Annotated in this window: 14 protein-coding genes; 2 read left to right on the forward strand and 12 right to left on the reverse strand. The window is 27.4% G+C overall.

What is annotated here, in order from left to right:
* Positions 1–41: 41 nt before the first annotated feature.
* The 3 genes from ABV008_RS12360 to ABV008_RS12370 all read right to left on the reverse strand — a co-directional run bounded on the left by ABV008_RS12360 (position 42) and on the right by ABV008_RS12370 (position 4,796).
* On the reverse strand, positions 42–3,077 hold the full coding sequence (locus ABV008_RS12360) for a type 2 lanthipeptide synthetase LanM family protein (protein ID WP_352420136.1): 3,036 nt from the start codon (positions 3,075–3,077) through the stop codon (positions 42–44).
* Positions 3,078–3,093: 16 nt separating this feature from the next.
* The gene (locus tag ABV008_RS12365; RefSeq protein ID WP_352420137.1) at positions 3,094–4,071 is read right to left on the reverse strand and encodes a site-2 protease family protein; all 978 of its coding nucleotides are present in this window, start codon (positions 4,069–4,071) and stop codon (positions 3,094–3,096) included.
* A 101-nt stretch (positions 4,072–4,172) separates the two neighbouring features.
* Entirely contained in the window at positions 4,173–4,796 is a 624-nt protein-coding gene (locus ABV008_RS12370; protein WP_352420138.1) for an ATP-binding cassette domain-containing protein, read from the reverse strand.
* A gap of 135 nt (positions 4,797–4,931) precedes the next feature.
* On the opposite strand from ABV008_RS12370, the gene ABV008_RS12375 reads away from it, so the two are divergent.
* Both ABV008_RS12375 and ABV008_RS12380 read left to right on the forward strand, forming a co-directional pair.
* Positions 4,932–5,546: an accessory gene regulator ArgB-like protein gene (locus tag ABV008_RS12375; protein ID WP_352420139.1), complete on the forward strand. Its 615-nt coding sequence runs from the start codon at positions 4,932–4,934 to the stop codon at positions 5,544–5,546.
* Positions 5,497–5,652 carry a cyclic lactone autoinducer peptide gene (locus ABV008_RS12380; protein WP_352420140.1) on the forward strand — a complete coding sequence of 52 codons (156 nt, stop codon included), beginning with the start codon at positions 5,497–5,499 and terminating at the stop codon, positions 5,650–5,652. The genes ABV008_RS12375 and ABV008_RS12380 overlap by 50 nt, the downstream gene beginning before the upstream one ends.
* On the opposite strand, the gene ABV008_RS12385 is transcribed toward ABV008_RS12380, so the two are convergent.
* The 9 genes from ABV008_RS12385 to ABV008_RS12425 form a co-directional block, all read right to left on the reverse strand.
* The gene (locus ABV008_RS12385) at positions 5,642–6,916 is read right to left on the reverse strand and encodes a sensor histidine kinase (protein ID WP_352420141.1); all 1,275 of its coding nucleotides are present in this window, start codon (positions 6,914–6,916) and stop codon (positions 5,642–5,644) included. The genes ABV008_RS12380 and ABV008_RS12385 overlap by 11 nt on opposite strands.
* Positions 6,907–7,611, reverse strand: coding sequence for a LytR/AlgR family response regulator transcription factor (locus tag ABV008_RS12390; RefSeq protein WP_352420142.1), 705 nt, complete (start codon positions 7,609–7,611; stop codon positions 6,907–6,909). The genes ABV008_RS12385 and ABV008_RS12390 overlap by 10 nt, the downstream gene beginning before the upstream one ends.
* Positions 7,612–8,275: 664 nt before the next feature.
* A complete protein-coding gene (locus tag ABV008_RS12395) occupies positions 8,276–8,884 on the reverse strand; it encodes an SdpI family protein (RefSeq protein ID WP_352420143.1) in 609 nt (202 codons plus the stop codon).
* Between the two features lie 36 nt (positions 8,885–8,920).
* Entirely contained in the window at positions 8,921–9,433 is a 513-nt protein-coding gene (locus ABV008_RS12400) for a hypothetical protein (protein ID WP_352420144.1), read from the reverse strand.
* 197 nt (positions 9,434–9,630) lie between these two features.
* On the reverse strand, positions 9,631–9,825 hold the full coding sequence (locus ABV008_RS12405) for a hypothetical protein (RefSeq protein ID WP_352420145.1): 195 nt from the start codon (positions 9,823–9,825) through the stop codon (positions 9,631–9,633).
* Positions 9,826–9,897: 72 nt separating this feature from the next.
* Positions 9,898–10,743 carry a PqqD family protein gene (locus ABV008_RS12410; RefSeq protein WP_352420146.1) on the reverse strand — a complete coding sequence of 282 codons (846 nt, stop codon included), beginning with the start codon at positions 10,741–10,743 and terminating at the stop codon, positions 9,898–9,900.
* Between the two features lie 18 nt (positions 10,744–10,761).
* Positions 10,762–12,093 (reverse strand): radical SAM protein, encoded by a 1,332-nt coding sequence (locus ABV008_RS12415; RefSeq protein ID WP_352420147.1) that lies wholly within the window; start codon positions 12,091–12,093, stop codon positions 10,762–10,764.
* Positions 12,077–12,577: a hypothetical protein gene (locus ABV008_RS12420; RefSeq protein WP_352420148.1), complete on the reverse strand. Its 501-nt coding sequence runs from the start codon at positions 12,575–12,577 to the stop codon at positions 12,077–12,079. The genes ABV008_RS12415 and ABV008_RS12420 overlap by 17 nt, the downstream gene beginning before the upstream one ends.
* Positions 12,578–13,627 carry a radical SAM protein gene (locus tag ABV008_RS12425; RefSeq protein WP_352420149.1) on the reverse strand — a complete coding sequence of 350 codons (1,050 nt, stop codon included), beginning with the start codon at positions 13,625–13,627 and terminating at the stop codon, positions 12,578–12,580.
* Positions 13,628–13,791 lie beyond the last annotated feature (164 nt).

Consider the following 13,791-nt stretch of genomic DNA (forward strand, 5'->3'; position numbering starts at 1 on the left):
TTACCTGCACTGCATCTAAGATACCAACAATATTAACTATTCTAAATGCTTAAAGTATAAACACTTGATATGTTTTTGGGCTCTAATATTCTTAGATATTGGTACGCAACCCCTGTTAAGCCTGTAAATAAGCTAATATTAGGTATTTCCGGCAACGAGTTTACATTATATTCAGAATTTTCTTTATAATGATATAGTATTGAGGATAGTCTTTGATTCAACTTATCTGCAATGTTAACATCTAAAGATGAATGTTCTATCAAATTTAATAGCTCAATATCTCCTAGATTACCATGGCAGATACAATCATCACCTTTTAAGAAGTTAGGTAAGCTATTAATAATTTTTATTAAATCGTTTTTATATATGTCATTGTAATTATATAAATTTGTTTCTATTAGAGCTATTCCCCATCCTGTAGCTCCCCAGCACCATTTAAATTCTTGCGAAGAGTCATATTTTTTTCTTTGCAGATCAAATAACTCTAATGCTTTGTGTTTATAGACAGGATTTTGAATATAATTGTAAGCCCTTAATAATGAAGTTGCAATTCCTGCACAGCCATGAGCAAATCCTTCCTTCAGCTCTCTCCTCTCCATTTGTTGCAATACCACTAAATTATCGGATATCTCTCTAATTAATTCTAGATATTTTGAATCTTTTGTCACCTTATATGTCTCACAAGTAAGTGCTAAAACTCCTGCTAAACCTCCAATCCAATCAAGATTTTTAATATCATTTAGGTTTTCTTGCAAATCTTTCATTGCTGAATCTATATATTTTGTATATTGAGAATGCCCTTGCGAATTTAATTCAGATAAAACAGGAAAAACTAAAGACAATTTACCAGAATAGGCAGCAAAATTATGATTATATTTAGTATTTAAAATAACTGAATTTATGATTTTATCATAAGCTTTCTTATATTTTTGGTCATTTGTGAACTTGAACAACTCTATAAAGAACAATGCTAAACCTGATTGACCTGAATACAAGCTCTCATCCATAGCTTCAACTTTCCAGGATTCTTCAGACAGATTAATTGATGGCCAAGACAATTGATCCTGGGCTTCATAGCTCTTGCTTAAAATAAAATCACCTATCTTCACTGCTTCCTTTATTAATATATTAGAATGTGTTTTTTGAATATTTATTAATGGTAATTTCTCATATTTCATTTTTTTATATTTCTCATCATAAAGTCCTAAACAAACTTTTATTATAGAAAGCTCTTTATTGATTTCCTCCATAGATAAATCTATAATTCTATTTTTCACTTTCTCAAGTCCAGATAGTGGAAAGTAATTTTGAATAATAATATTATTACTATCTATTAAATCTAAAGAATTTGTTAAAGTATAGAAAATAGGAATATCACCAAAAGTTAAATCTTTATTTTCACTAATCGATATTGCTCTTTTTTTATGTGGGAATGCCCATAAATTTTCTAGCAACTTCTCTCTAAGCAGCATGTCCCTACAGTACACAGGATGATTTGAATATTTCAGCAATGTAGCATAAGAATCTGTATTTTTGACAACTACTCTCACTTTCTTATTTAAAAAAACATTTAGAATTCCATCTTCAGAAATTATTTCACTCTTATTATTCAATATGAATTGCATAAAATCATAAAAACCTTTTAATATCTCTTTTCTGTATTCGACAAAATCAACTATTTCGTTATTAAGTGTCGGTAAATTATTTGAGCCTGGACGAATATATTCAACATATTCATACTTCATATCCATTGTATTTAAATTTGAAAGTGAAAGGATCTTATATGGCAACTTAGTTTCTTTTCCGTTTAGCGCACTTATGTCTATACCATTTCTATCTTTATCCATAAAAGCTATCGTAGGTAAAAGAGCTGTATTTTGTACAGAATTGAAAATATAATCATAAGTTACTTTGCTATTAGCTGACTCAAGAATTTCATATTGCCTATCACTTTGAATAATCGTTTCTATATCAATAAGAATAGGGTATTCTCCGTGAGCAATTAGATTTTCCAAATGAAGATCATTTGCGCACAATACATGAGCTAATCCTAAAATATACCCAAATCTTATATAGTATTGTTTTATTTCCTCAGAAGATATGCATGACAGCTGTTCTATAAACTCTTCAAAAGAATAATCTTTTCCATATATTCCTTTATAAGTTTTTAAGAGTAAAAGACCACTCTTTTTATTAATCCATTCAATAAACATATTAAATGACTTAGTTATCGAATGGTTTCTTGGCTTATATACAACTTTATTATCTTCGAAACAAAAGATAATTACACTTCTTCCTTTATCATGTGAGTCACCAGCAGAGAGTCTAATGTCTGATAAACAATTCGTATTTATGAAGCCTAGTTTAGATAGTTCAATAAAGTGATGTTCCAACCTATTAAGAGCTTCTTTTATAAAGTTTATGCTATAGATAGTTCTTACTATTGCTAATCGAGTACACACAATATATCTTGAATAAAAACTATTAAATGCTTCAATATTGTTAAATCTATTGACTAAGTAATCAACAAATTTTTGTGAAGGATCATTACTGGAGAAATCAAACATTTCTGCGAATTCATTCATATCGACTATAATGACTTTAGAAAAAATATTTACCAGTTCTTCAACAAAAGCTTGAATTATTTTCTGAAAAACCGTTTCTGATAGTTTGTATTTTGTGATAGTGCTTGTTATATTGGTTATTTCTTTTCTGTAAAATAAGATAAAGGGATGGACAATATATGCGATATCTAGTAAATTAGTAGCTCTTATGCTTTCAACAGTTTGATAATTAGACAAAATATTATAATACAACTGTACCCATTCTTCCTTATGTACTATTTCATCAATCTTTTTAGATTCTTGTATAGACAATTCGCACAAGCAATTATTAAAATCTTTATTAGAAAATCCCCTTGTCTCAAGCATAATATTGAAATCATCATCTGATACTAAGTTCTTCTTTTGCTTCCATTTCTTAATGTAATTCTCTTTAGCAGGTTCTTTATTTATGAAGGAATAATAAAATTTTCTCTCTTCTAAAGTCAAACTATCTGCTAAATTGTTCAGTTTCATTTTGTACCTCCTTAAGTTATTTGTAAGTATTCCAAATTGCTTTGTATAAATATTTTTCTGAGCTCAACTCGTTTTCGCAATTTTCAAAAAACTTTTCATCGCTAATGTTCTTTGAAAAGATATATTTTTCAATCATATTAATTTCAGTTCTTTTCAATAAACAAGGATCAAGAAATTCCATGAAATCATCGTTAAAAGTCATATCTTTTTCTATTAAGTTCAAATATAATATAAAATAGACTAACAAATTTTGATTCTTATGTTTTTTTGACGTATCACAGTTATGAGTATTTGTAAACATTACTTTTTTCAAATAATTAATAGTATTATCTTGTAAAATTTGTTTTTTCAAAACTAGAGAACTCAAAAATAATATTGCAATATTATATTTTTTGATAATTGAATTTGGATTGTTTTTTATCAAAGAATTGATTCTATTTGCCATGGTTTTAGATAAATATTCAAGATTATTATTGTTGATTAGATATTTTGGTAGCATTAATTCTTGCATGATTGCCATTTGTGCAAAAAAAGTTAAGTTTTTTTTCATACTAAATATGTTTAACACATCTCCCATTAGGGAACTTAACAAAATTAGTAAGGATATTATGAAAGATATCTTCCAAATAATAAGTTTGCTGTTTACAATACAAAAATACAAACAAAATGTAATAGACAAACTCATCAAAGGGCCACCATATAATGTTATTAGCAGTTTTCTCTTATAGTTTTCAAATTCAAATTTATTACTTATGCTCTTTCTCGTAAAAGTTTTTAATGTGCCGCCAATTTCTTTATACGGTAAATGAAATTGATATTTTTTATTGAAGCTTTTTTCATAAAACAGGATATTCATAAAGGATAAATATATTTCTGCAACATTTAGTGACGCAATTCTTGCTGCAATGTAATGTCCAAACTCATGAATATCAATCTGAATATAATAAATAATATAAGAAATAACAGTATAAAATATTATTTCTATAAAGTTCATAGGGTAGCTCACAGGGTATATCATATATATCAAGAAACCTATCCCTAGGAAAACCAAAAATTTCGAAAAAAATTCTGAATACATTTTCATTATTTTCACCCTTATCTACATATTACTTGTACAGTAAGCGCGTAATGAAACTGCGTAAGAAATGATAATACGCCTATGCTAAAAATACCCAATATAATTGTATATGGACTTTCAATTAAGAGATTAGGATACATATTTTGCATTTTTTTCTTATCTTCTACTAATATCATTGTTTCATAGTCCAATTTCCGATATGTTATGATATTTTCAGGATTAATTTCTTGAAAGTCATTAAAGGAACACTTGATAATACCATAATTGTATAGCATGGTATACTTATCTTCTTCTAATATTACTTTTCCCTTGTGAATAAATATAATTTTATCTGCTATCTTATCTAAATCGCTTACTATGTGAGATGAAAACAGCACTATATGTTCTTTTTTTTGAACATATTCCATTAAAATATTCAATATGTCATCTCTCATAAGCGGATCTAATCCCGAAGTATCTTCATCCAAAATTAAAAATTTCGGGTTCGTGGCTAATGCTAAGGCAAAGTTAAATTTGACTTTTATCCCTTTAGAATATTTTCCTACTTTTTTGTCTATCGGCCACGCTTGTACAAGCTGCTTGGCAATATATATAATAGCATTAAGAAAATATGCCAACAAGGTATTATAGATAAACAGCATATGAAACGGAATAAACGACAGCATTTTTTACTTAAATGTTGTTCATTCCGTTTAAGATACTGTTTATCAATTTACTATAGGCTTAATCAAAGTTATGTGATACTATCCTATAAAAGATACTCATAAGCTAAGGTGATGGTATTGATAAACTTCTTGATAGATAAAATTCATAATTACTTCAAAAATCATATTAACCTTTCAGAATATGACAGTATTAAATTAAAATACATCCTAGAAGTTATTCTCAATGAACTATCAAAAATAATAGTTTTATTTTTAATATTTTCTTTCTTAAATGAACAGAGGTCTTTTATCTACTGTTTAATTTCTTTGATTCCTCTTAGAGCGTATACAGGAGGAATCCATTATAAAACATATATGGGATGCTTAATTTTTAGCGGAATATTTTTTTTAATATCTATTTATTTATCAAACAAATTTTCACCTAATTATTTCAATGTAATGATACAGCTTGTTTTTTCCTTACTAGTTATTGTTCTACTAGCTCCAATTACTTCAAAAACTAGGCCAAAATATAGTAACAAAAAAATACTTAAGTTTAAATTCTTTAGCATACTAATTGTACTTTTTCATTTTATAATGTACTTTGCCACAAAAAATAACCCATATTTCGCTAAATCCATATGGGTTATTACATTACAATGTATTCAATTATTAATTGCGAAAGGAGGATTACTGTATGAAAAATCAAAGAACGATTTTCATGAAGCTAATAAACTTTCTTGGTAGCTTACTTATTATGCTAGCACCGTTAGCTATTTCTGAAACAGCTTGTTGGTTTCTTTGGGGTGAGCCTAATTGTCCTGACTGCCTAAAACAAGAAGTTAACTCTTAATTGATACTCTAAAAACAACATAGTTTTCATTATCGTACTTAATATTACTTACGCTTACTTCTCCTTTATATTTCTTAATTATTTCTTTTAAATTTGGTAGTCCATAACCTCTACTTTTATTTGATTTTGTAGAAAATCCTTTTCTAAACATACTGTTTATAACCTCATATCCAAGGTATGGATGCTTATTTTTCACTTTAATAATGTCCATATCTTGATTTTTTGATAATATAATCTCTACAGTATTTTTTTCCACTTCGGTTTCAAATGCATTATTTATAAGATTGCCAATTACCTCTACTAATTCATAGTCCAATAGTCTGGTTGAAAAATCATAATCATTTATCACTATTTCAAAATCAATACCCAATTTTTCTGCTAGCTTTTGTTTACTATATAGGAAACCAGCTAGTACTTTATTATTAAGCTTTATAAGTTTTCCTAAGTCACTTTGTATCGCCAATTGCTCTGAATACCTTGTTATAGTTTTTATAGTACTTTCATAATCTGTATTAATTGTAGTTAGCATTTTTAGTGCTTGAATATGATTATCGTATTCATGTTGTCGTTTTCTCAGTTCATTAATTAATTGATCAATAACTGGTAGATATTTTTCATATATTTGTAGCTGCCGTTCCGTGTACTCTTCTCTTAATCCATTTTTTAGCAGCACTAAATTCACAAAAATAATACCTATAAAAAGAATAAACATACTAATAATATTATGTAAAATCCCCTCTAAATCAGCATACCAATAAAATAATATAGCAATTAGTAAACATAATAGATTTAATACTAAAAATTTTAAAGTCTTATTTCTTTTTAAAATAAAGTGAAATATAAGATTTATGGGTAGGTATCTACTTATACTAATAATCATAACTAATGATATAATCTGTGAAGTCAATCCATAAAAAAAAGAATATTCAATTTTTTCCATAAATATTTCCAGTAACGCTACTGTTAAAAATTGTACAAGTACTACAATGATTATGCTTAAAATATGAAGATAAGTAGTCTCTATAGCATTTCTTCTATATAGATAGTAAACCACTATCCACATTAGTACCGTAGTTATTATGAAATTGTGTTGCTCTGATACGTAACCTCCAATAATGGCTATAATTAATGATAAGGAAAATATGCACAGTACATATATTTTTTTATTAAAGCTTTCGTAGTTTAGTAACTTTCTTGATATTAAAATATATCCAATAATATCAAATGCTCCCATTAGAATCCGTTGTATTAGTGTCATATCCATGTACCTTTCAAAGATTCTTTATATTTTCTACCTATGGGTATATATTTATCTATATTACTAAGCTTAATTAAGTCATTAACCTTGTCGGCTTTTTGAAGATAATTTGTATTTATAATATATCCTTTATGACACTGTACAAAATCATTTGTCAGCTCACTTAACAATTTCTTCAAAGAATAGGTGGATAATTTAATTTGCTCATTAATAGTGTTAATATATATTTTTTTATTAATTGATTCAATGTAGATAATATCATTTTGTTTTATTATATAAGAGCAGGCTTTTTGTTTTAGTTTAAGAACTGGTTGGTTGTCTTCATTTTTAATTCCATAATCTATGATTGTCTTTAAAGCCTCTATTACCTCTTTTCTGCTAAAGGGCTTTACTATATAGTCATAACAGTGTATTTGTTTAAATGCTAATAATTCTTTAGTAGGAATTGATGTAATGAATATTATTGGTGTTAGTTTATACTTTTCCATGTTTCTAATCTGTTTAGCTAGTTTCATACCTGAGTAATCAATTAGATGAATATCTAATAGAAATGCATCATAATAGCCATTAGACGCATGGCTTAATGCTTTTTCCGCATATCCTGTAGTAAGTATTTCAAGTTCTTTATCAATGGTTTTAATAATTTCACTTAGTCCTTCACAAATTATCAAATCATCTTCAACTATTAAGATCTTTCCCATTCTTTTCACCTCTGAAAAAAATAAGGTTTATTTGATTAATTAAACTCTTCTTTCATCCAAATCAATATATTATTCTATAATAAGTACTAGAAATCCTTCTATTAACCTCAAAATATAACCTAGTACCTATTCCCATCCAATTTTAAAAATTATAAAAGAATCCTATTATACTTAATTTAAAAGTAATTTTTCTAATGTCCATCGCTTGTTAAAATCGTTAATTCCAGATAATTTTGCTACTAATCAAAATACCTGAATAAAGAAAAAATATGTCCCTAACTTAGTTTAGTGACATATTTATATTTAATTTCCTATTTCTAAAATATCTAAAATATGTACATAATAAGTGTTAACCTAAGCTATATTTTAGAAGTTGTTTTCGAGAAAAAGGACTCTTGTAAAATTTCCAACGTTTTTTTCGTTGACGCTTATCATCAAAGCTTTTTTTACATATTCTCTTTACAAGGGTTTCAAGAAAAAATATTCGGTATTGTCAACTGAAGCTTCTTAGCTGTCTATATAAATCAGAAGCAGCTTCAGTAGGAATCTCTTCTTTGTGATTTGATCTTCACTTTGAGATTCCCATTTTTTATACTTTTTTTAAGTGTAATTTTTACATTGGTATAACATGGCTTAAGTTAATGCCTATGATATGTATATTAAATTACTTATGTTCTTTTTTATATACAATAAAAGAATACAAATAAGGTATAGGTATTATTAATAAAAAAGCTATAACTAATAGCGTAGCAAACATTTTCTTAGATTCTACAAATAATATAGCCATAAACATTAATCCACCTAAAAACCATGTATAAGCTGAGAAATTATGAACCTTTTCCCATACTATTTCATCTTTTAGTGCCCAAGTACTTTTAAATCCTAACACTTCATTATATTTTAACCTTGGAAATATAACTCCAAATATCGCTATTATTAACCCAACATTAAAATATATTATTTTTTGCAATATAGCCTCTCCTAGCATTCCTGTAAAAAAAACAACAATTAAATTTATAAACACATATGTTATTAGTGTAAACCATTGCAGATATTTAATATATAAAATGTGTTGGTATGCTTTTTTTCTGTAAACAACGCTTATTATGTTAACTAACACTACAGAACAGAATCCTGATATAACAAATATTTTCATAAAAGTTAACAAATCATTAGAAAACACATCATGTGAAAGCTTATTCTTTACTAAAAAATAACTAATGATAGGGATAAGTAACAAAGTCATATAAACAAATTTATATACTTTTTTCATAGTTTTCCTCCTTAAATACAAGCTACAAATACAAGTTTATTTATATATTCGTATTTTCGAATTATAGTTTTCATAGTATTCTAAAAATAAATTATCTTTATTATACTCGCAATAGGAGAACTCAGGAATTAAAATATTGAATTGTAAATTATTCTTCTTAAATATTCTCAATGGCATTATATTTAATGAATTTATATCTAGATACGTACTAAAAACTTCTTCATTTATGAAATAAGGAATTAATAGTTTTAATTCGTCCAATATAATTAGATTTCCTCTTTTTACTATATAATCATTTGATTCCAAAATACTATATTTGTTTTTTTCTGTTTTTATTATTGTATATCGCTCATTAAGGTTTTTAGAATTTATAATAATCTTTATGCATATCAATTCCAGCTGTTTATCTCTTATAATTTCTATTTCTTTCATATGAGTTATCATATCGTAATTCAAAGTTAGATTTGAAAAATCATTTTCTTCTTTTCTTTTGACGTTTATCTCTCCTATATGATTAATTCCATTATAGGTTTTATAAACATACTCCACAATATTCACTCCTGTATTTAAATTTCCTTGCTTCTTAAGCTCGGCATCTACTAGAAAACTTTATATGGCAATTTTATAAAGCATATCCACTTAGCGAGTAACTTATTATTAAATGAGAAATCTAAAAAACTCTATATTATAAATATGCTAAGTGGATATACTTTGCCTAAGTAACTAATACAGCCTTAGGACTTTAATTAATCTGGCCAGCAACCTACTGCTAATGCTACAAATGCTACAGCAAAGGCTCCTACATAATTGTAGATACCTGCTACATCCCAGATAGCAGCTGCATATGCTACTGCAAATGCTAATCCTATACTACATGCGTTTGGACTTACACTATCATCTGGGCTGACAGTTACATTAGGCATTACATATAGCTCTTTCACTAGTAATCCCCCTTTCTTTTAGGGACAGCATTAATGCTAGTATCCCTATTTTTTTAAATATTTCTGTTAGTACTACTCATCTGTATCATATGTATATAGTATTATGTCTTTATCATTTACCTCTTTGCTAAGAACCCCTACTTCCTTAAATCCAATTTTTTGTAATACTGAAATATTGTTTATGTCGTCTTTTTCACATTGCAATGAGAATATGTTATATTTATAATTTGGAGAACTGATAGAAAACAAATCATTTACTTGGCTACAAACCCATTCTAACCAATACTTCATTTCTTTTAGGCTATTTTCAAATAATTCCCCTTTAATATTTAACTTATATATATTTATAATAAAGTCAGAATGCTCATATCCTATTAACAGATTGGCAAATTCAACGTCATTCCTTTTAAGTAAATAAGCTCCAACTAGATTGTTTATAAAACTTAATTTAATATAGGATTCATCATCAAAGTAATTCGAGCTAAATGTAGGATCTTGAAAACTTACAAAAGCATTATCATCAAATTTTTTAATAAATTCATCAAATGAATCAATATCAACTTTCTGGTATATATAATCACCAACTATCATCCTGTCTCTTTCTCTAAATGGATTTTCACTTTCCCACTTAATTAGACCAATTTTCCATAAGGTGAACAACAAATTATCTACGTCTTTCTTAAAATCATACTCACTTTGAATCTCATACTTATCCCACATTAACTCATAGATTCTATCTAAAGAATTGCTACCATCACAATTATTGATGATATACTCTGCGGATCTATTTAAAAAGATAGGATATTGATTTATTAAATACTTAGATGATATCATTAGCCCATTTTTTTCTTTTCTCATATATGCTAGATTATCCTTAATTAGTATTGGTGTATATTTCTCTTTATTAATCAAATTCATCCTCTCACCCCTCATTTTTTATTTTTTGATAGATATCATATCGTTCATTACGATATTTTCTATAAGTAATTTATAATCATAGTCTGCCTTAGGCTTAAGTTCATCTATATAGCAATATTCATCCATGGCACACATTTTTATTATTAAGTCCTTATCATATTCATTTTCAATTAAAATTCTAGTTTGCTTAGAGCCCCAATAAATCTTATTAATTGTAAAAATGTTTAATCGGTTTATTATGTATACATTGCTCTTTAATCTAAACATTACTTGATTATGTAGGATGCCATACATTATATCTTTTAATTTATTAGCATATAAGGTACATTTTTCTTTCATTGCATCTATTAGTGCTACATCATTGCATACTATTGCACACAGATTACAAGAACTTCTATATATACATTCTACGCAAATTCCATCCGATTGAAATTTTTTTTGCAACTCGGCTAATTTGGTATTAACTCTGGGTACATATTCTTTTAGGTCCATTTCTAATATATTCCCATACATAGTATTTAACTCTTGCATATTTGATATCAAAGATACACAACCGGTCATAGTCCCATCTGGTAGCAATGTAAAAAAACCACGATTTATTGGACAATCTGGCATCCTTATATCAAGATCTAAATCATATATCGTATTATAATATACAGTCTCATAACTTGTTTTACTTTTAAAGCTCAGCATGATTTTTTTATTTTTTTTGAGTGCGTAATTACTCAATATACTTTCTGCTGCTTGGACATATTTATTCATATCTAGTTTTATATCAAGATTATCTTCAGCGTTTCCCATTATAGCTATATCTCCAATATTAACCGTTAAGACGCCTAGTTGCTCAAAAAAGTCTATAAACCTATCGGCCTCATTATAGTTTTTGTCTGTTAATGATATTTGAATAACAATAGGAATAATTTTCTTATTCTTGGTGTTAATATTATTTATTGTCTTTATAGTTCTTGTAACCTTATCAAAAACTCCATTACCCCTTATGTAATCATTTGTTACCTCGCTTATTCCCTCCAAGCTTAAAGAAATAAACTTGATCCTACATTTAATTAATTTTTCGAGTATTTTTCTATCTATTAAGGTTCCATTAGTGACAAAAGATACTGAAATGTCTTTTTTCTTACAATAATCAATCAGGTCAATAATTCCATTATATAAAAAGGGCTCTTTTGAGGTAAACGAGATTTCATTTATTCCTACTTCATTTAGTTTATTAACTATCTTTTTATTATCTTCAATTGATAGGCTTCTATCAAATTTTGTCTTCCCTAAAAAGCAATGTTTACATTTTAAATTACAATTAGGCTCAATTTCCCATCTAATCGATTTTTGCATATGTTTTCAACCCCAAAAAATAAGATAAAATATAAACCTCCCCGACAGCGGTGCTATATTGTATCTCCTGTTCAAAACCAATTTTTGTAAAGATATTAATAATCTTGTCTTTATTAAAACAATCTCTAATATAAATCTTTATTTTATTGTAGTCTTTTTCTACATATTTCTTTGTATAAGATATTACCTTTTTTATGAACTCTGCATTTAAGTTTGAAATAAAATATAATGTTATAGATCTATTAGTCCTTTTATTAGATGGAAATTTAAAAATGGCAATATCTTTTAAATTATTATTCTCAAACTCACCAACACAAATCAACTCTGCTTTAAAAATTGACTCATGCAACAATGTCTCGTTCATAAGAAAATCGACATTAATCTTATAATTGATATATCTTTGTTCCTCAAAAAGATCGATATCATTAAAATAGTCAAAAAGAACTTGCTCATTTTCTGATAAAATCAATCTCAATTCTTTCACTCAAATCACTCCCTCAAATTTATATTTTTCTATTATTTTTCTATCCATAAGTATAATATTATCCTCTACTAGATCAACTTCAATATCTCTCCCTGTAAATATTTCAGGTATTAAATTATTAATACTATTTATATCGAGAGTCTCTGCGCTTTTCACGTATCTACTTAACACCTTAATAAAATCCAACTCCCATACTTCTCCTAAACCATTATTAAAATATTCATTAAGGGTATGTTTTTTGATGTTTCCAACAATAACGGGTAGGTAAGGTGATATCACAATGTCTCCATAAGCATTAATGCTTATATAATCTAGGTGTTTTTTTCCCTTTCTTCCACTTAAAATATGTAGTATCGGATCACCCCACTCTATATGCATTCCTTTTAATACCATCTGCTCTTGCTTTTTTCGTAACTTTCTACACAGCTTCCAATAATCTTCACTGTTCAAAAAAGAGTCCTCGATGTTTTTAGCTCTTCCAAGTTTCATGAGTGGCTGCATCCTAAATTCCTTTACACCAAGTTCATAACACAAATCAATTAAATCATCTATTTCATCGATATTCTTCTTATTAGGAGCACACGCAATTCCAACATAAAAACCTTCATCAACAAGAATTTGAGTGGCTTCTATGGCTTTATGATAAGATCCTTTCTTGTTTCTTAACCAGTCATGAGTACTTGGTGTTGCTCCATCTAAACTAATCTGAATTAATTTAAAACCACTATCTTTGAGTCGAGTTGCTGTCTTTTTATCCATTAAATATCCATTAGTAACTAAATTAATGTCAATATTGTGTTTTGAATTCTCTGATAAATAACTTGCAGATTCAATTAATAAGTCTTTTCTAAGTAAAGGCTCTCCTCCACAAAAACATACTGTATTTGGTCTATATTCACTTATTTGTTTAATCGCGTTCATAAATTCACCATTTGTCATTTCCTTTTTTGCAAAATTATGAGTGCCACTTGAATTAAAACAATGTAAACAACGAAATGGGCAATTATAAGTAATATCGATTGAAGTCGTTAGTATATTATACTCTTTCATGAATTTACCTCCTCACATGAGAAGGTATTGTCAAAAATCTTAATAGAGATTTCTAACAACCCTTGATTTTTGAATATTTGTATTGCTTAAAAATCCTTACCCCTTGCAAGGGATAATTATTTTAATATCTTTATAAACAAAAATGGATGACAAATCCCCATTTC

Origin of the sequence: Proteiniborus sp. (genome assembly GCF_040308045.1) — a bacterium.
Lineage (GTDB): Bacteria > Bacillota > Clostridia > Tissierellales > Proteiniboraceae > Proteiniborus.